At 63.0% G+C, this 18,743-nt stretch carries 18 protein-coding genes; 11 read left to right on the top strand and 7 right to left on the bottom strand.

Annotated elements, in window-relative coordinates:
• Positions 1 to 52: 52 nt before the first annotated feature.
• Positions 53 to 421, top strand: coding sequence for a DUF305 domain-containing protein (locus RHIBR816_RS0122760; protein ID WP_018238907.1), 369 nt, complete (start codon positions 53 to 55; stop codon positions 419 to 421).
• Positions 422 to 475: 54 nt separating this feature from the next.
• Here the strand turns inward: RHIBR816_RS0122760 and RHIBR816_RS0122755 are convergent, their stop codons facing one another.
• The gene (locus RHIBR816_RS0122755) at positions 476 to 1,111 is read right to left on the bottom strand and encodes a DNA-3-methyladenine glycosylase I (protein ID WP_018238906.1); all 636 of its coding nucleotides are present in this window, start codon (positions 1,109 to 1,111) and stop codon (positions 476 to 478) included.
• 223 nt (positions 1,112 to 1,334) lie between these two features.
• On the opposite strand from RHIBR816_RS0122755, the gene RHIBR816_RS0122750 reads away from it, so the two are divergent.
• Positions 1,335 to 2,081, top strand: a complete 747-nt coding sequence (locus RHIBR816_RS0122750; RefSeq protein WP_018238905.1) for a L,D-transpeptidase — start codon at positions 1,335 to 1,337, stop codon at positions 2,079 to 2,081.
• 194 nt (positions 2,082 to 2,275) lie between these two features.
• Positions 2,276 to 2,971 (top strand): L,D-transpeptidase, encoded by a 696-nt coding sequence (locus RHIBR816_RS0122745; protein WP_018238904.1) that lies wholly within the window; start codon positions 2,276 to 2,278, stop codon positions 2,969 to 2,971.
• 139 nt (positions 2,972 to 3,110) lie between these two features.
• Here the strand turns inward: RHIBR816_RS0122745 and glcF are convergent, their stop codons facing one another.
• Genes glcF through RHIBR816_RS0122725 form a run of 4 tightly spaced genes read right to left on the bottom strand, consistent with a single transcriptional unit; the run spans position 3,111 to position 7,526 of the window.
• Positions 3,111 to 4,424: a glycolate oxidase subunit GlcF gene (gene glcF / locus RHIBR816_RS0122740; protein WP_052522702.1), complete on the bottom strand. Its 1,314-nt coding sequence runs from the start codon at positions 4,422 to 4,424 to the stop codon at positions 3,111 to 3,113.
• A gap of 22 nt (positions 4,425 to 4,446) precedes the next feature.
• Positions 4,447 to 4,827 (bottom strand): membrane protein, encoded by a 381-nt coding sequence (locus RHIBR816_RS0122735; RefSeq protein WP_018238902.1) that lies wholly within the window; start codon positions 4,825 to 4,827, stop codon positions 4,447 to 4,449.
• Between the two features lie 51 nt (positions 4,828 to 4,878).
• The gene (gene glcE, locus RHIBR816_RS0122730) at positions 4,879 to 6,090 is read right to left on the bottom strand and encodes a glycolate oxidase subunit GlcE (protein ID WP_018238901.1); all 1,212 of its coding nucleotides are present in this window, start codon (positions 6,088 to 6,090) and stop codon (positions 4,879 to 4,881) included.
• Positions 6,087 to 7,526, bottom strand: a complete 1,440-nt coding sequence (locus tag RHIBR816_RS0122725) for an FAD-binding oxidoreductase (RefSeq protein ID WP_026187329.1) — start codon at positions 7,524 to 7,526, stop codon at positions 6,087 to 6,089. Before RHIBR816_RS0122725 ends, glcE begins: the two co-directional genes overlap by 4 nt.
• 218 nt (positions 7,527 to 7,744) lie before the next feature.
• On the opposite strand from RHIBR816_RS0122725, the gene RHIBR816_RS0122720 reads away from it, so the two are divergent.
• Complete coding sequence (locus RHIBR816_RS0122720) at positions 7,745 to 8,641, top strand: LysR family transcriptional regulator (RefSeq protein ID WP_018238899.1); 897 nt, start codon at positions 7,745 to 7,747, stop codon at positions 8,639 to 8,641.
• A gap of 22 nt (positions 8,642 to 8,663) precedes the next feature.
• Here the strand turns inward: RHIBR816_RS0122720 and RHIBR816_RS0122715 are convergent, their stop codons facing one another.
• A complete protein-coding gene (locus RHIBR816_RS0122715; protein ID WP_018238898.1) occupies positions 8,664 to 9,938 on the bottom strand; it encodes a DUF3422 family protein in 1,275 nt (424 codons plus the stop codon).
• Positions 9,939 to 10,224: 286 nt separating this feature from the next.
• On the opposite strand from RHIBR816_RS0122715, the gene RHIBR816_RS0122710 reads away from it, so the two are divergent.
• From RHIBR816_RS0122710 to RHIBR816_RS0122685, 6 genes are all read left to right on the top strand, one after another.
• The gene (locus RHIBR816_RS0122710) at positions 10,225 to 11,016 is read left to right on the top strand and encodes a FadR/GntR family transcriptional regulator (RefSeq protein ID WP_018238897.1); all 792 of its coding nucleotides are present in this window, start codon (positions 10,225 to 10,227) and stop codon (positions 11,014 to 11,016) included.
• Positions 11,017 to 11,269: 253 nt separating this feature from the next.
• A complete protein-coding gene (locus tag RHIBR816_RS0122705; RefSeq protein ID WP_026187327.1) occupies positions 11,270 to 11,776 on the top strand; it encodes an NUDIX hydrolase in 507 nt (168 codons plus the stop codon).
• A gap of 114 nt (positions 11,777 to 11,890) precedes the next feature.
• On the top strand, positions 11,891 to 13,393 hold the full coding sequence (locus RHIBR816_RS0122700) for an inorganic phosphate transporter (protein ID WP_018238895.1): 1,503 nt from the start codon (positions 11,891 to 11,893) through the stop codon (positions 13,391 to 13,393).
• A 10-nt stretch (positions 13,394 to 13,403) separates the two neighbouring features.
• Positions 13,404 to 14,141 carry a 16S rRNA (uracil(1498)-N(3))-methyltransferase gene (locus RHIBR816_RS0122695; RefSeq protein ID WP_018238894.1) on the top strand — a complete coding sequence of 246 codons (738 nt, stop codon included), beginning with the start codon at positions 13,404 to 13,406 and terminating at the stop codon, positions 14,139 to 14,141.
• 146 nt (positions 14,142 to 14,287) lie between these two features.
• A complete protein-coding gene (locus RHIBR816_RS0122690) occupies positions 14,288 to 15,661 on the top strand; it encodes a glutamate--cysteine ligase (protein ID WP_018238893.1) in 1,374 nt (457 codons plus the stop codon).
• A 306-nt stretch (positions 15,662 to 15,967) separates the two neighbouring features.
• Positions 15,968 to 16,786, top strand: a complete 819-nt coding sequence (locus RHIBR816_RS0122685; protein WP_018238892.1) for a DUF937 domain-containing protein — start codon at positions 15,968 to 15,970, stop codon at positions 16,784 to 16,786.
• Between the two features lie 366 nt (positions 16,787 to 17,152).
• Here the strand turns inward: RHIBR816_RS0122685 and RHIBR816_RS0122680 are convergent, their stop codons facing one another.
• Positions 17,153 to 17,449, bottom strand: a complete 297-nt coding sequence (locus tag RHIBR816_RS0122680) for a DUF1127 domain-containing protein (protein ID WP_018238891.1) — start codon at positions 17,447 to 17,449, stop codon at positions 17,153 to 17,155.
• 206 nt (positions 17,450 to 17,655) lie between these two features.
• On the opposite strand from RHIBR816_RS0122680, the gene RHIBR816_RS0122675 reads away from it, so the two are divergent.
• Positions 17,656 to 18,606 (top strand): LysR substrate-binding domain-containing protein, encoded by a 951-nt coding sequence (locus RHIBR816_RS0122675; protein ID WP_026187326.1) that lies wholly within the window; start codon positions 17,656 to 17,658, stop codon positions 18,604 to 18,606.
• Positions 18,607 to 18,743 lie beyond the last annotated feature (137 nt).

Here is an 18,743-nt window from a genome sequence, read left to right as displayed (position 1 = left end):
CCTGGCGCACAGCAACAAATCTCAAAACTCGCATGAATGGAAAGGCACACTTATGTCCCTGAAAAGGATCACCGCTGCTTTGCTTGTTGCCGGATTGGTCGGCATGCCCGCCCTCGCCGAGGAGAGCCATCAAGGCATGCATCAAGACTCGACGGCGGCCAGCGTGGCACCGTCGAGCAAGGCCTTCGCCGAAGCGAACGCCAGGATGCACAAGGCCATGGACATCGTCTTTACCGGCAAAGCCGACGTCGACTTCGTGCGCGGCATGATCGCTCACCACCAGGGCGCGATCGACATGGCCAAGGTCGAACTCGAGCACGGCAAGGATGAAGCGATCCGCAAACTGGCGGAAGACATCATCAAAGCCCAGGAGGGTGAGATCAAGATGATGAAGGAATGGCTCGCCGAGCACGGCGGCTAGAGGCGACCGCCCTTCCCGCCTGGCAATCGGGGAGGGCGACTGCAATGCAGGCGGTCATGCAGCCGGCCGGACAAGCTTCCGCCGCATGTCCTCGATTCCGGCACGGCAGAAGCAGCCTTCCAGATGGTCGTTGACGAGCCCCATGGCCTGCATGAAGGCATAGACGGTGGTGGGGCCGACGAAGCTCCAGCCGCGCTTCTTCAGGTCCTTCGAAATCCGGACCGAGGTCGGCGTTGTCGGGTTGGCGATCAGCGTCTCGTAGTCCACGACACTGGGGCGCTCGCTTCCCTGCGGTTCATGTGCCCAAAAATAGACGGCGAGCGAGCCGAATTCCGATCGCAGCTCCTTTGCCCGCCGCGCATTGTTGATGGTCGAGACGATCTTGCCGCGATGGCGGACGATGCCGGAGTCGGCGAGGCAGCGCTCGATGTCCGCCTCGCCGAATTCGGCAACCATGTCAAAGTCGAAGCCGGCGAAAGCCGCGCGAAACGCCGCGCGCTTCCTCAGGATCGTCAGCCAGGAGAGGCCCGACTGGAAGCCTTCCAGGCAGATCTTTTCGAACAGCCGGTGGTCGTCTGTCACCGGGCGTCCCCATTCCTCATCATGATAGCGGCGATAATCTTCGAGATTGCCGTGCCAGGCGCAACGCTGCAGCCCGTCTTCGCCCGTGATCAAGCCTCTCGCCGACATCGCCGCCCTCTTACCATTGTTTCTCTTTTGTTCCGTTTACCATTTGCATACCAGATTCATAAAGCGGGGAATAACCCTACCCAAAGCTTTATCCACATCGCGGCCTTTTAGCGAAGCTGCGTTTACCATTCGGTGGCGGAGGAATGCGAGCATCGCGCCATTCCGATGTGCAGCCGCCGCGCTGCACGTGAAATTGTTCGGCGTAAGGTAGCGAGTCCGTCCGATGTTGAAGAAGTTCCTTTTGCTTGCCACGTGCCTTGTCTCAACCCTGCCCGCCGGCGCCGGCGCTCGGGATAGATACCAGAACCGGCCGCCGGTCATCGTCAGCCCGGATCTCACCGCTCCCTGGGTGATGCAACTCACCGGCGAAGGGGTTCGCCCGGCCGTCTATCGGCCGCAAGCCTCGGCCGCCACCCGAAAACAGGCGGAACCCCGTCCGTTGAAGCGTCGACTGGAAACGGCGGCCGTACAGCCTGCCGCCGCACGTGCACAACGACCGGCGAAGACGCCGTTCGACCCGCAATTCCTGCCACAGATGGTGGCCTACGACACGGGCGAGAAGGCCGGCACGATCGTCATCGACACGAACAACCGTTTCCTTTATCTCGTGACGGGCGACGGACAGGCACGGCGCTACGGTGTCGGCGTCGGCAAGCCGGGCTTCGAATGGGCCGGCGAACACAAGATCACGCGGAAGGCCGAATGGCCGAACTGGACTCCGCCTGAGGAGATGATCGCGCGCGAAGCGGCCAAGGGTCATTATCTGCCGGACCGCATGGACGGCGGCCCTCAGAACCCGCTCGGCGCCCGCGCCATGTATCTCGGCTCGACGCTCTATCGCATCCACGGCACCAACGCGCCCTGGACGATTGGCTATGGCGTGTCGTCCGGGTGCATCCGCATGCGCAACGAGGATGTCGTCGATCTTTACGAGCGCGTCAAAGTCGGCACCAAGGTTATCGTGATCTAGCGACACTCCGCCAAGTAGAATACATTCCCGTTAAAACTGGATTTTTCTCTTGCCGGATCGTGTTCAAACAGCAACAGCCGTTCCCTACGATACAAGTTCCGACCCTCACCTTGTTCTACAGGATGTATCACGGGCTTGCACTTGGGTTTATTTTGCATAGCTTGCCCGCAACGAGGGTTCAGAGGGAATCATAAATGAGACTTCATGCCACCCGGCTGGCCGCGCTCACCGTCGCGGCCGCTGCTTTTCTCATTGCCGCAAACGCGTCCGCCTTCACGCCGGCCGACATTGCCGGCGCCAAGGTCAAGCGCTCCGATGTCGTTCTGGCTGCCCAGCCTAAGAAGCCGCCGCAGAGATATTGGCGCACCAAGGTACGGTTCCGCACCAACGAGGCGCCCGGCACGGTGATTGTCGATACCAACAACAAGTATCTCTACTACATCGACGGCCCGAACCGCGCGACACGCTATGGTATCGGCGTCGGCCGCGAGGGCTTCGGCTGGTCCGGCGTGGTCAAGGTGGGCCGCAAGGCCGAGTGGCCGGCCTGGACGCCACCGGCGGAGATGCGCGTGCGCGAAGCAGCCAAGGGACGCATCCTACCGATGACGCAGGAAGGCGGCATCGACAATCCGCTCGGCGCCCGCGCGCTATATCTCTACAAGGGCGGCCGCGACACGATCTTCCGCATCCACGGGACGAACCAGCCCTGGACGATCGGCCAGAACATGTCGTCCGGCTGCATCCGGATGATGAACGAGGACGTCGAGCATCTCTATGATCGCGCCTCGATCGGCACCAAGGTGATCGTCATCGGTCCGGGCAACAAGGCCGGCGACGTCAGCTTCGACGACCGCGGCGTCGATATCTTCCGCCAGATTTTCGGCGGCTGACGCGTCGGGAGATTTGCCCCTCACCCTAGGCCTCTCCCCGTCCTGACGGGGAGAGGGACCGAGGCAGCGCCGCGTGTCCCTTCGCCCCGCTTGCGGGGAGAAGGTGCCGGCAGGCGGATGAGGTGGCAACCGCCACCGCTCAAATCCCGGCAGGTCTCGGACCCCCATAGGCCCAATCGAGCAACTCGACAGTGTGCAGGATCGGGATGTTCGTGCCGCTCGCGATCTGGGTGATGCAGCCGATATTGCCGGTGGCGATGACGTTCGGCTTGGTTGCCTCGATGTTCCTCACCTTGCGCGCCTTGAGTTTCGCCGAAATCTCGGGCTGCAGGATGTTGTAGGTCCCGGCCGAGCCGCAGCAGAGGTGCCCTTCCGCCGGCTCGCGAACCGCGAAGCCCGCCCGTTTCAGAAGCTGCTTCGGCGCCAGGGTGATCTTCTGCCCGTGCTGCATCGAGCAGGCGGAATGATAGGCGACGGTGAGGCCGCGCGCGCCCTGTTCCGGCAATTCCAGCTCCGAAAGATATTCGGTTATGTCTTTCGCCAGGGCGGAAACTCTCGCCGCTTTCTCGGCATAGGCCGGATCCAGCCGCAGCATATGGCCGTAGTCCTTGATCGTCGTGCCGCAGCCGGACGCGGTGATGACGATCGCGTCGAGGCCGTCCTCCTCGGCGGCCTTCAGCCAGACATCGACGTTGCGCCTGGCGGCGGCGAGCGCCTGCTCCTCGCGTCCCATGTGATGCACCAGCGCGCCGCAACAGCCCTCGCCCGCCGAAACGACGACCTCGACCCCCTGCCCGGTGAGGAGCCGGATGGTCGCCTCGTTGATCTCCGGTCTCAGAACCGGCTGGGCGCAGCCTGCGAGTAGCGCCACACGGCCACGCGGCGTGCCCTTTGCCGCATAAACGGCCGGTCTGACCGCCGCCGATGCCGGCGGCACCGCGCGCGGTGCGAGATCGAGCATGACGCCGAAGGTGCTGAGCCCCGGAATTCGCTTCAGCAAGCCCGCAAACGGGCGGGCAAGCCCGGCCGCCCGCAGCGCCAGCCGGAAGCGCGAGGAAGAGGGCAAGGTCGCGGCGATGACGGAGCGCGCGAAACGATCCTTGAGCGGCCGCTTGTAGGTTTTCTCGATGTGGATACGGGCGTGATCGACGAGATGCATGTAGTCGACGCCCGACGGGCAGGTGGTCATGCAGGAAAGACAGGAGAGACACCGGTCGATATGCGTGACGGTTTCGGTATCGGCGGCGCGGCCATTTTCGAGCATATCCTTGATGAGGTAGATCCGCCCGCGCGGACTGTCGAGCTCGTCGCCGAGCAGCACATAGGTCGGACAGGTGGCGGTGCAGAAGCCGCAATGGACGCATTTGCGCAGGATCTTTTCCGATTCGGCGACATGCGGGTCGGCAAGTTGTTCTGGGGTGAAATTGGTCTGCAACCGGATACTCCAATTCATTACGCGAGGCGGCGGCTCCGTTCTAGGCCAGCCAGCTTTCGGGATCGGTGATCGGCTCCTCGCGGGCCGCCTTCTGGAGCCCGATGACGCAGCGCACGACGATCCAGACCGCCGTCGCGACGAATCCGAGCACGCCGATGAGCACCACCGACAGAAGCGCCGAAATGACGCCGAACAGCAAGGCGATCCAAAAAGTGCGGATCGCCCAGGTGTAGTGCGTCCTTGCCCAGCCTTCGGCCTTGTCGCGGTTGAGATAGGCGAGAACGATGCCGACGAGTACGGTGACGCCGATCGCGAAGCCGATCAGGTAGAGCAGGTAGATGATCTGGATGTTGACCTTGCCCGGCTCCAACCAGCGATCGGTGTCACGGGAAGGCGGCGTCTGCGGACCAGGATCGGACATCGAGTTCTCCTTTCGCGTGTCGGCACGACTTGCCGCGGCATCCGACTCCAGTCAGGCGACCGCCGCCAGCCGCCCCGGGTTGAAGATCCCCGCCGGATCGAGCGCGGCGCGAACACGTTCGCTGAGTTGCGCCACCGCCGGAGCCTGCGGCTCGAAGGCCGGTATACCGGCGCGTGCTCCGCCCTCGGCGCGGACAAGAGTGGCATGGCCGCCACCCAGGGCGCGCACGTAGCGGCGAACCAGTTCAGCCTCGGCGCCTGCCTCCATGCGCAGCCAGACAAGACCGCCCTGCCAATCGTAGAATGCATCCACGCCCGTCTGAAGACGCAGCGCCGCCACGAGCTGGTGGCCCGCGGACGGCGCGGCGGAAACGCGCCACAACGGTCTTGCGGTGCCGTCTGCATAAGGCTTCACGTTGCGGATCTCGGTCCAGAGGGTTTTCGTCTCTGCGCTGTCGAGCTTCGATCCGGGGCCGAAGCGCGACAGCGCCGCAACGAGCTTTTCACTGCGCATCTCTACCGACGCCGCCAGGCCTTCGAGCCTGAGCACGGTTGCCGCGCCCCCCGGCAGGGCGCCATCGATGAAGCGGCCTCGCACGCTTTCGGGCAGATGAGCGGCGCCCGATACCTCCACCGGCTGGGCCATCGCCTCGGCCATGACCGCGGCTGCTTCCGCATCGTTGAGACCCGGGACGACGACGGTTGCGGCGGCCGGCGGAACCGGCAGGACCTTGAACGTGACCTCCGTCAGAATGCCGAGCGTCCCGTAGGAGCCCGCCATCAGCTTGACGAGATCAAGCCCCGTGACGTTCTTCATGACACGACCGCCGGCCTTGATTGCCTCGCCGCGGCCATTGACGAACCGCACGCCGAGCAGGCTGTCGCGGGCGGCACCGGCGACATAGCGGCGAGGGCCGGAGACGTTGGCTGCGAAGACCCCGCCAATCGTTGGCTCGCCGGTCGTCGCGAAAATCGGGCGATGATCCATCGGTTCGAAAGACAGCATCTGGCCATTGGCCGCGAGAGCCGCCTCGATCTCGGCGAGCGGCGTCCCGGCAAGCGCGCTCATCGTCATCTCCGCCGGGTTGTAGGTGACGATGCCCGAAAGACGCCGCGTCGAAAGCGTTCGGTCGGCCCGCACCGGATTCCCGAGTCCCGAACGTGTCCCGCCGCCGACGATGGCAAGCGTGACCCGCTCGGCCGCCGCGGAGCGCACTACGGTGGCGATCCCCTCCTCGCTTGCCGGTTCGAAATGGACGATCATGCCGCGGGCCGTCCTTCGAGCGGAAACACTTTCGAGGGATTCAAGAGCCATTGCGGATCGAAGGCGGCGCGCACCGCCATCTGCTGGCCGAGATCGGCCTTGCCGTACTGATGGTGCATCAGGTCGCGCTTCTCGATGCCGACCCCGTGCTCGCCAGTCAGGCAGCCACCCGCCTCGACGCAGAGCTTCAGGATGTCGTTGCCGGCAGCTTCAGCGCGCGCGGCGTCTGCGGGATCGTTGATGTCATAGAGGATCAGCGGATGCATGTTGCCGTCGCCGGCATGGAAGACATTGGCGACACGGAGCCCGTAGCTCGCGACGATCTCGCCGGTCCTGCGCAACACATGCGACAGCTGGCTGAGCGGAACCGTGCCGTCCATGCAGATGTAATCCGCAACCCGGCCGGTGGCGCCGAAGGCGGATTTCCGGCCTTTCCAGATCAGTGCCGCTTCCAGCGCCGACTGCGATTCCTTGATCGTCACGACGCCGTGACGCCGGGCGATCTCGATGATGCCTTGAAGCATCGCATCCATCTCCGCCTCGGAGCCTTCGACCTCGACAATGAGCAAGGCTTCGACGTCGAGCGGATAGCCGGCATGGGCAAAAGCCTCGCAGATCTCGATCGCCGGCCTGTCCATGAATTCGATCGCCACCGGGATGATGCCCGACCCGATGATATCGGCCACGCAGGAACCGGCCGCTTCCGACGAGGCGAAGCCGAACAACACCGGACGGGCGCCTTCGGGCTTGGCGATCAGCCGGACGGTCGCCTCGGTGACGATGCCGAGCTGGCCTTCCGAGCCGCAGGCGAGACCGAGCAGATCGTAGCCGGGCGCATCGAGCGCCTTCCCGCCGAGCTCGATCACCGTTCCGTCGAAGAGTACCATCTTGACGCCCAGGAGGTTGTTGGTCGTCACCCCGTATTTGAGGCAATGGGCACCGCCGGAATTCATGCCGATATTGCCGCCGATCGTGCAGGCGAGTTGCGAACTCGGATCGGGCGCATAGAAAAAGCCGTCGGCGCCCACCGCTTCCGAAATGTTGAGATTGGTGACACCCGCCTCAACCGTTGCCGTCCGGTTAAAAAGATCGACATCGAGAATGCGCGACATCTTCGAGAGACCGACGACGATGGCGTCCTCCTGAGGAATGGCGCCGCCGGAGAGCGAGGTGCCTGCGCCGCGCGGCACGACTGGGATGCCGTAGCGACTGCAATATTTGAGGACGGCGGCGACCTGCTCGGTCGTCTCCGGCAGGACGACCGCGAGCGGCAGGCGGCGATAGGCGAGAAATGCGTCGGTCTCGAACGGCTTCAGCCCCCGCTCGTCACTGATCAGACAGCCTTCAGGCAACAGGTCGGCAAGGTCGGCGATAATCTCCCGCCGACGGTCGAGGACGGCCTGCCTGGGCCTCAGAAACCCGATCGTCTCCGGCATGAACTCCTCCAACCAATGCGCCATGGCGCTTCAGAGCGGAATGGGGAAAAGCACAGGCGGTTTCCCGTTTCCCCGCGTCCCAAGCTCTTAGAATCGATCACGTTTATGCCTCTGAATCTTAGAGCATCTTGTCGACTTTGTGAAAGCCGAATGCACTATGACTGACATTCGGCAACTGCTATTCATCTTTTCCTTATCGGAAAAAATGGTCAGGATTGATGACAAATCTCGGTGATCTCGAAGTGTTCGCGCGCGTGGTCTCCAGCGGCAGCATGTCGGCGGCGGGTCGCGCGCTCGGCCTCTCCGCGGCGGTGATCTCCAAGCGTGTCAAGCGGCTCGAGGAGAGGCTCGGCACGCGCCTTTTGCAACGTACGACGAGACAGGTCTCCCTGACGGAAGCCGGACAGGGCTTCTATGACCGCGTCCTCGGCGTCCTCGCCGGCATAGAGGAGGCGGAGGCCTACGCTTCGGGGCGTTCGTCGCAGGCTCAGGGAACGCTGCGCATCACGGCACCGACCTCCTTCGGCCGCATGCATATCGCGCCGCACCTGACCGGCTTCATGAAGGATCATCCGGATCTGAAGCTCCACATCGTGCTCAGCGACGAATTCAGCGACATCGTCGCTGACGGCTTCGACCTCGCTATCCGGATCGGCGAACTCACCGATTCGAGCCTCGTCGCCCGCAAGCTCACGCCGGTCCGTCGCCTTCTCTGCGCCGCACCGAGCTACATCGCCCTTCACGGCGCCCCGCAGGAGATCGGTGACCTCGCGGACCACATCTGCCTGCCGGCGCACAACAACGACAATTGGAAGCTGGAAGGTCCGGGCGGCGCGCTTTCCTATCGTCCGGAAGGGCCGCTGGTTACCAATTCGTCGGAGATCATCCGCGAGGCCGTGATCGCCGGGGCGGGCATTGCGCTCCGCTCAACCTGGGACATCGGCACGGAATTGCGCGACGGACGGCTAGTCCAGGTGCTGCCGGAATGGGAAGGATCACACAAGCTGACGCTCTCGGCGGTCTATCCGAGCCGGCAATTCCTGCCAGCCAAGGTGCGGCTGTTCATCGACTATCTCGCCGCACTTTACGGCCCCGTCCCCTATTGGGAGCAATGACCCACGAAAACGTCAGCAGCCGCTATTTATGCTCAGCTTCCTCGTGATGGCGGCGGATGCGCCGGACGATGAGCCAGACGCCCAGAACCGCGAAAGGGACGGCAAGGCCGGTCAGGACTCCGGGGTCGATCGGGATCTCGTGGCTGACGGCCTTGGCGAGATAACCGAACAGCCCGACGACGTAGTAAGAGATGGCGGCGACCGACAAGCCTTCGACGGTCTGCTGCAACCGCAATTGCAGTTTCGCCCGGCGATCCATCGAATTCAGCAGAGCGCCGTTCTGCCGCTCGAGCTCGACATCGATCCAGCTTCTGAGCAGCGCTGTCGCGCGGGCAAGCTTGCGCGACAGGTTTGCCTGCCGTTCCTCGATCGACTGACAGGTACGCATTGCCGGCGCCAGCCTGCGTTCGAGAAAGGTGCCGATCGTCTCGTAACCGGGCACCGGCATTTCCGAGAGCGTGCGGATGCGTTCCTGGACGATGCCGTAATAGGCGCGGCTCGCCCCGAAGCGATAGAGGCTCAAGGCGGCGCCGGCCTCGAGGTCGGAGGCAAGGCGGGTGATTTCCGCCAAGAGGTCGTCCGCCTCCTCGCGCACGTTCGCCTTCATTCGCTGGGTCACGCCGGTCAGGCCATCCTCGGTCCGGCGGATTTCGGACGACAGCGATTGCGCCAGCGGCAGGCCCAACATGGCCAGCGTGCGATAGGTCTCGATGTCGAGCAGGCGCTGCACGAGCGCACCGGTTCCAGCTTCCGTCATGCCGCGGTCGATGATGAGAATCTGGGTAAGCCCATCGCCGTTCTGGCGGAAGTCGGTGAGGAGCACCGCCTGGCCGTTCTTCGTTTCGCTGTAACAGAGGCTCGTCGGATCGAAGGCCTTGATCGCCTCGCGCGTTTCCGGCGTATCCGGACGGATTTCGAGACGGATGCCGGCGATCAACAGGCCGGGCGGAGAGAAGCCGTCGCCAAAAGGATGGATCGGCACTTCGCCGCCGAACAGCTCTGGCGCCGGCGCATCCCAAAAATAGGTGGAGAACTCGGTGTGCCGCTCCCAGCGCAATGTCCCCTGTCCCCAGGGCATGGCGTGGTGATTGGCGTCGCGGCCGGGCGGTGCGATGCCGCGCGAGCGCGACAGTTCGGAGAGGACGGCATGGTCGACGATCGAGCCGCCCTCGGTGATGAAGGCGAGCTGAAAGATGACGCGCGGCGTCGTCACCAGCGCATAGGGCCGAGAATGAACTTCGCCGAGCACCTGGGCACGCAGGGGCGCTGCTGGAAATCCAAAACTTGCTTTCGCCATGAGCGCTTCATCCCCCTCGCGCGTCCATCACCGTTTTCTTATCAATCAACGGCGCAAATTGAACAGGACGCATTGACGCAGTTTGACTTTTGTCAGCGCCCGGCCGCCTACAGCGCTGCGCGTCTATCAGACGCGCAAAGGTCGCTTAGCACTTTGAACTGCCGCATGCTTCCTTAAATCGACTCCGATTCAAGGAAACATACTCGAGTGGACAATCAATTTGACCACTTGATCGGGCCTGCTAGATTGCCGCCGATGGCGGAAACAGATCCGCGGGAGATTTGCCGTGACCGAAGACCAGAGCGACCTCTACGCGCGGATCAGCCACAGCCGCACGGCGGACGAGGTCGTCCAGCAGATCGAGCTGCTGATCCTCGAGGGTGTACTGCGTGACGGCGACCGGCTGCCGGGCGAGCGGGACCTTTCGAAGAGGCTCGACGTGTCGCGGCCCATCCTGCGCGAGGCGCTCAAGGAGCTGGAAGCGCGCGGCCTGGTCGAGAGCCGCCACGGCGGGGGCACCTTTGTCGCCGACGTCGTCGGTCAGATCTTTTCGAAACCACTGATCGAGCTCATCGGTCGTCACCACAAGGCGACCCAGGATTATCTCGAATACCGGCGCGAACTGGAGGGCCTGACGGCGGAACTTGCCGCGACGCGCGCCACGGACTACGATCGCGATCTTCTCACCCGTGTCATCGAGCGCATGCGCGAGGCACACCGCCGCGGCGACTTCGACGACGAGCTCGAAGCGGACATCGAGTTGCACCATACGATCGGCGAAAGCGCCCACAACATCATTCTGCTGCATACGCTGAGAGCCTGCTACCGCCTCTTGACCCAGGGCATCTTCTTTCATCGCAGCTCGGTCTTCGGCGCACCGGGTGCGCGCGACCGGCTGCTTTCACAGCACGAGGCGATCTACGCCGCGATCATGGCGCGAGACCCGAAGGCCGCCAAGGCGGCCGCACAGAGCCATATCGACTTCGTTGCCGCCGCGGCACGCGAGGCGGAGCGCAGCGGCGAGTGGGCCCGCATCGCCCGGCTACGCCTCAAGCAGCGTAATGGGGCCGGATTCTAGACATTCCTCCAGGCGCCGGCCCGCCGCAGGCTTCCTCGACCACGATTAGCAATGAATACGACCCACAATGTCGTTTCCTGGCAAGCGGCACTCGGAAGCATTACATGTATTCATGCAGCGACGGTTTTGCTCACGGAACCGCAACGCTTCTTATCAGTTATTGATCGACGGACGTCATTTACACGCAAGTCAGACGCGCCATAATCTCGAATAGCTGATTTTGAATGTGATTCGTACAGGAGTCCTGAACCCCTTGAACCTCTTGCACCGGCTAGCTTCTGACGTGCATTTGATGCTGCGTCGACCGGCGCGCATGCAATATGCCGCGCTGTGCTACCGCATCCGCAAGAAGTCGAGGTCTCCGGAAATCCTGCTGCTCACCAGTCGCGACACGGGCCGTTGGGTCATTCCCAAGGGATGGCCGATGCAGGGCAAGCGGGCGTATGAAGTCGCCGAACGCGAGGCCTATGAAGAGGCCGGCGTGAAGGGGAAGGTGCAGAAGGCCGCGGCCGGCTCCTATGTCTACAAGAAACGCATGGACCATGGGCTGAAGATTCCCTGCAAGGTTCAGGTCCACGCCCTCGAAGTCGACAGTCTGTGCAAGAATTTCCCAGAGAAGGGTGAGCGGAAGCTCGAATGGGTCGACTACGAAGAGGCGGCCAGGCGCGTCGTCGAACCGTCGCTGAAGGAGCTCATCCTTGGCTTCGGCAAGCGGATGGCGGTCGCCCACCAGCCGGAGCCCGTGACCTCGGCAGACTGACGAAGCGGCGGTTCAAGCCCGCCCGCTCCGCCTTATCGTCGTCAATTTTTCCAACACTGCTTGAATGTGCCGTCGCGGACCGCTACTGGCGAATATGACAATGGAGAAATATTTGTGGCCAGGCCGCGCCTCGAAAAGCTGACGCTCGACAAGGATCTCGACAAGGTCAGCCTTGCCGAAGAGGCATCGCAATATGTCATGCGCCGGCTTGCCGCCCCCGGGCTCGGTCTGCTGTTCCTGATCCTCAGCATGGCATTCGCCGCCAGCTATTTCACAGGCGCGTCCGGCTCCGCCATTGTCGTCGCCGGGGCCGCGGTAGCTGCCTACATGGCGATGAACATCGGCGCCAACGATGTCACGAACAACGTCGGAGCCGCGGTCGGCGCGAAGGCCATGACGATGGCGACGGCGCTCGGTATTGCCGCCGTCTTCGAAATTGCCGGGGCGGTGATCGCCGGGCGCAGGGTGACGCTCACCATCGAGGCCGGTCTCGTCGACGGCGCCCGGCTGGTCAGCCTTGACGCGCTGGTCTGGGTGATGATGGCAGCGCTGCTGTCCTCGGCCGTCTGGATCAACGTCGCCACCTACGCGCGCGCGCCGGTCTCGACCACCCATTCGATCGTCGGCGGCATCATCGGTGCCGGCGTGGCGGCCGAGGGTCTCGCCGGCGTCAAATGGTGGACGATCGCCGGAATCACCGCGAGCTGGTCCGTCTCCCCGCTGCTCGGCGGCGCCGTTGCCGCCCTTTTCCTGGCATTTCTCAAGGAATTCATCATCTACCGCGACGACAAGATCGAGGCGGCGCGGTTTTGGATGCCGATCGTGCTCGGCGTCACGGCAGGCTCCTTCACCGCCTATGTTGCGGTGTTCGGGCTTGTCCATCTGCAGTTGATTTCGCTCTGGACGGCCCTCATCATCGGCGTCCTCGCCGGCATTGCCTGTTACGGACTGTGCAAGCCATGGATTCGCCGCCAGTCCGAGGGGCTCGATAACCGCAACCAGTCGCTTCGCAGGCTGTTTCGCCTGCCGCTCATCTTCTCCGCCGCGCTGCTTTCCTTCGCGCACGGCGCCAATGACGTGTCGAACGCCATCGGGCCGCTGTCGGCGATCGTCTCGGCCGTGGGCGGCACCCTATCGACGGCGCGTTCGGAAGCACCCTTCTGGGTGCTCACCATCGGCGCTCTCGGCATTTCCATCGGTCTGCTTCTCTATGGCCCGATCCTGATCCGCGTCGTCGGCGAGGAGATCACCCGCCTCAATCCGATGCGCGCCTTCTGTGTGGCGCTGGCAACGGCGGTCACCGTGCTGCTGGCATCGGCGCTGGGCGTGCCGATCAGTTCCACCCATACCGCGGTCGGCGCCGTCTTCGGCGTCGGCTTCTTCCGCGAATGGTACACGCGCCATTCGCAGCGCCGGCTCGACTATGTCCGGCGAAAGACCGGGAAAAGCGACTTCATGGTCGAGGCCATCGAAACGAATTTCGCCGAGGTGCGCCGCCGCCGGCTGGTGCGGCGCTCCTATTTCCTGTCGATCGTCGCCGCCTGGGTCGTCACGCTTCCGGCTTCCGCACTGCTCTCGGCGCTCGTCTATCGTCTCCTCGCCGGCCTGTTTCTGTGAGTAAAGTCGAATGCGCGCCAATTTCCGCATGCAACGCCTGTTCATCGATAGCCCCCTTCACACCGGAGCTACGCACGAGGCGACGAGGGAGCAGTTCAACTATCTCGTCAATGTGCTGCGCTTTGACGAGGGCTCGTCGATCCTGGCCTTCAACGGGCGAGACGGCGAATGGCGTGCGGAACTGTCCAGGCCAACCCGAAAGCACCTGGTGCTGACGGCAAGCGAGCAGACGCGTCCGCAGCCGGCTGCCTCAGACCTCGTCTATCTGTTTGCCCCGCTCAAGTCGGGGCGGCTCGATTATCTTGTGCAAAAGGCCGTCGAGATGGGCGCCGGCGCTCTGCAGCCGGTGATGACGCAGCATGTGCAAGGCAAGCTCGGCAATCTCGACCGCCTTCGCGCCAATGTGGTCGAGGCCGCAGAACAATGCGGCGTTCTCGGCATTCCTTCGGTGGAAGCGCCGCGAAAACTCGAGGAGCTTTTGGCGGACTGGCCGCGCGATCGGCGCATCATCTTCTGCGACGAGGGCAACGAGAGCCAGAATCCGCTGCCGGTCCTCGATAAGATCAACGAACGCAGGCTCGCCCTGCTGATCGGTCCGGAAGGCGGCTTCTCGGAAGCCGAGCGCGTGCTGCTGCGCAGCCTCGATTTCGTCACGGCGATCCCGCTCGGCCCGCGCATCCTGCGCGCCGATACGGCGGCGGTGGCCGCGCTGGCGGTCATTCAGGCGACGCTTGGCGACTGGCGATGAAGCCATCGATCGGCAGCGGCACGGGCACAGAGTTTTTTTGAGGGCATCTTGAAAGAAATTGACTTGCACCGCACTTGATTACGGTTCAAGCACCCTCCATCCAATCCTGCTGCTGGCGGGATCCCGCACATGTGAAGAAGACGAATATGGCCCGAGACACCACCGACCAGACGCCGGTCACCTCCGTTGCCGACCTGACCGCCTATCTCGCGTCCGGATCGAAGCCGAAGGAGAGATTTCGGATCGGCACGGAGCACGAGAAATTCGCCTTCTTCAAGGCGGACAACAGTCCGGTGCCCTATTTCGGCGAAGCCAGCATCCAGGCGCTTTTGAAAGGCATGGCCGAACGGAACGGCTGGGAGCCGATCGTCGACGAGGGCAATATCATTGGCCTTGCCGAACGCGACGGCAACGGCGCGATATCCCTGGAACCCGGCGGTCAATTCGAGCTTTCCGGTGCGCCGCTCGAGAACCTGCATCAGACCTGCAAGGAATCGAACCAGCACCTGGCCGTGCTTCGCGAAATCGCCGAGCCGCTCGGTATCCGCTTCCTCGGCATCGGCGGCAGCCCGAAATGGACGTTCGAAGAGACGCCGCGCATGCCGAAGTCGCGCTACGCGATCATGACGCGCTACATGCCCAAGGTCGGGACCAAGGGTCTCGACATGATGTATCGCACCTGCACGATCCAGGTGAATCTCGACTTCTCCTCCGAGGAGGACATGCGGAGCAAGATGCAGGTTTCGATGAAACTGCAATCGCTCGCCACCGCCCTCTTCGCCAGTTCACCTTTCACCGACGGCAAGCCGAACGGGCTCCTATCGTGGCGTGGAGAGATCTGGCGCGACACCGACAACCGCCGTGCCGGCCTGCTGCCCGCGAGCTTCAGGCAGGACTTCGGCTTCGCCGACTACGTCGAATGGGCACTCGACGTGCCGATGTATTTCGTCGTGCGCGACGGCCACTACCATGACTGCACCCATGTGACCTTCCGCCAGTTCATGAACGGGGCGCTGAAGGGTGAGATCGCCGAGTGGCAGCCCACCATGGGCGACTGGACCAATCATCTCTCGACCCTCTTCCCCGATGTCCGGCTGAAGCGCTTCCTCGAGATGCGCGGCGCCGACGGCGGACCCTGGCGGCGGATCTGTGCGCTGCCCGCCTTCTGGGTCGGGCTGCTCTATGACGACCAGGCGTTGGCGGATGCGGCGGCCCTTACCCGGGACTGGAGCTACGAGGAGGTTCAGGCTCTCAGGGACGCGGTTCCCAGCGAGGGGCTGGCCGCCAAGTTCAGAACGGCGTCGCTTCTCGACGTCGCCCGCGAGGTGCTGGCAATTTCCCGCGCCGGTCTGAAACGGCGCAACCGCTTGAATGGCGACGGCATAGACGAGAGCCACTTCCTGGAGCCGCTCGACGAGGTGCTGGCAAAGAAGGCGACGCTCGCCGAGGACCTGCTGGCGCTTTATAACGGCCGCTGGGACCGTTCCGTCGACCCGGTCTTCACGGAATACCAGTACTAGAGCATCGTGCTTTCAAGTAGAGTCACTGAAAGCAGAAAAGATGGCCTAGATTCAAGGTGCTAGAGCGTCCTTTGCACGTTCAAACGAACGCGCGGCGCTTTAGCGCATCGGCCCAAAAATCGGCATCGATTTTCGGAATGCACGATGCGTAGATTCAAAATGCTGCAGTGTCCTTTGCGCGTCTGAAGGGCATGCGGCGCTGTAAGCAGCGGAACACCTCGCGCGCCCAACAAAAAGCGGTTTCCAGCCCTTCGATTCCCGTTATAGTGCAATGACATGCGTCGCTCGCCCGGGAAGGAAATTGCCATGGCACCGCTTTTTGACATGTTCGCACAAGCGCAGAACGGCCAGGCGATCGAACTGATGGCGAAGCAGTTCGGTCTGGCCCAGGAGCAGATGGCCAAGGCGACGGCGGCCCTGTTGCCCGCCTTCTCTACGGGCTTCAAGCGCAACACCGCCAATCCCTATGATTTCGGAGCGCTGCTGACAGCACTCTCGACCGGCAATTATGTAAAGTATTTCGAGGACATGCGGCAGGCCTTCACGCCGCAGGGTGTAGCAGACGGCAACGATATCCTCGGGCAGATCTTCGGCTCCAAGGAGATGTCGCGGGCGATTGCGGCGCAGGCGGCGCAGATGACCGGCATCGGCCAGGAAGTCTACAAGCAGATGTTGCCGGTGATGGCGAGCACCCTGATGGGCGGCCTTTTCAAGGAGACCACCAGCCAGGTCAACGAAGCGCTCGCCAACAATCCGATGATGACGCTGATGCGGCAATGGATGGAGGCGACCGGCCTCGCCAAGAAGCCCGAACCCCAGCCGAACCCGTTCGACAACCCCTTCACCCAGGCAATGCAAGGGTTCTTCCGCGCGGGGCAAACGCAGGAGAAACCGAAAGCACCGGATTTCTTCGCTGACAATCCATTCGTAAAGGCATTTCAGGACGCGATGGGAAGCGGCAGTAGGGCGACCGACAACCCGCCCCAGGAAAACCCCGCCTTCGCCCAGTTCTCGCAGATGATGAACAAGATGTTCGATAGCGGCCTGGAGATGCAGAAGGAATATCAGAAGAACGTCGACGCGCTGTTCGAAGGCTATAAGAGCGCCTCCGATGGCAAAGGCTGAGGCGGCAGAATTTGCCGCTCGTGCCGGCCTTCTCCTCGCCTGCGGGAAGGTGCCGACAGGCGGTTGAGCGGCAAGGGCCATCCTCCCTTTGGTTCGCATTTCCTTACAGACAATGAAAAATGCCCGGTACATGTCTTGGCATGTACCGGGCAAGCGGCAGGGTCTATTGGCTCATACCCTGCGGGGAACGGATCGGTGAGTCATTGTCACCGTAGCTCGAATTTCGCGGCATGATCCGCGCGATGGCGGCATGTTTTCGCGGGATCATGCCGTAAATGGCGCATCCCTTTGAGGGCTGCATGATTTTGCCCTTCAATCGGATCGATTTCAGGAACCATGCAGAGGGCGGCGGGATGCGCCAGGGGATCAATCGTGGCGAACACCCTTGTAGAAAAGGTTCGCCCGGTTTCGCGACGCGCGCGTCAGGGAACTGCCCGGGTTCTCGAAGAAGGACGAGGTCATGGCCTCGCGCAGGTCTTCGCGTTTCAGACCCATGTCGAGCAGTTGCCGGTCGTCGAGATCGTGGAGACGCGCAATCTGGCAGCGGTTTCGGTACAGGCGCCAGACAGCCGTCAGCACGCCGATTGCGCCTGCTGTGGGGGACGCAAGCGACGGCTTGCCGGCAGCGAGGTCGAGATCGAGGGCGTGTTCGGTCGTGCGCATGGCGGAACTCCTTTTTCAGGCACGAAGAGGCCCACTCCCTGCGTGGGAGGTTACGCAGGGGCAAGCAGGAACGGTTTGGTTGATCGGCGGTGACGTCGCCGGGAGGATTGACGTGATTTTGCACGCTATGAATCGCAAATCCTTATTGATCAGTCCAACGAATGTTTCTAATGATATTCATCAAACAATTTTATGGGTATTCGGCCATGTCCGCACCGCTCGATATCGATCAGTTGCAAACCTTCGTCGCCATCGCCGATACGGGCAGCTTCACCAAGGCGGCCGATCGCGTCTTCAAGACTCAGTCGGCGGTGTCGATGCAGATGCGCCGGCTGGAGGAACGCATCGGCAAGCCGCTGTTCATGAAGGACGGGCGCGGCAACCGGCTGACCGTCGAGGGCGACAGGCTTTTGAATTTCGCCCGGCGGATGCTCCGCCTGAACAACGAGGCGATCGCCTCCTTCGACGATAACAGGCTCGAAGGCACGCTCCGGATCGGCACGCCCGACGACTATGCCGACCGCTACATGCCCGAGATCATCGTTCGGTTTGCAAAGACGCATCCGAATGTCGAGCTTTACATCGTGTGCGAGCCCTCCGCCGATCTCGCAGAGAAGATGGCAAAGGGCGACCTCGACATCGCACTCGTCACGCACAATCCGCGGGTGCGGGCATCCGACGTGGTCAGGACCGAACCGCTTTGCTGGGTCAGTTCGATCAATCACCCGCTACCGGAAAACGCGCCGATCCCGCTCGCCGTCGGACGCCGCGACTGCATTTGGCGCCAAGCGGCCTGTGCCGCTCTCGATGCGACCGGCCGGGAGTATCAGATCCTGTTCACAAGCTGGTCGTCGACGGTCGTCGCCGCCGCCGTGCTCGCCGGAATGGCCGTCTCGGTGCTGCCGGAATCGGCCCTTCGTCCGGGCATGAAGGTGCTGACGCTCGCCGACGGGTTCCCGGCGCTCGCGCCCGTGCAGATCGGCATCATGAAGCGGCCCGGCCTGTCGCCGTCGCTCTCGAACGCGATCACCAACCACATCACCGCCTGCCTCGACAACATCACCCCGATCGCGGTCAACGACGACCTCGACAACGACATCAAGGGCTATCCGCGCTATCCGCGTCTCAGGCAGAGCCATATGCTGCCCGGCTGGTGAGCCGCTTCACAGGCAAGGCGACGAGGGCCGCGACTCTTCCGAGACGTGGCCCTTCGCCCTTTCCGGCAACCTATCCCCGTGCCCCGCTACGATAATCCACGATTGAAATTCGAGCGGTTGTTCGATAGGCGTTTCCT

Source organism: Ensifer sp. BR816, assembly GCF_000378985.1.
Taxonomy (GTDB): domain Bacteria; phylum Pseudomonadota; class Alphaproteobacteria; order Rhizobiales; family Rhizobiaceae; genus Sinorhizobium.
This window is presented reverse-complemented; position numbering and strand designations above follow the sequence as displayed.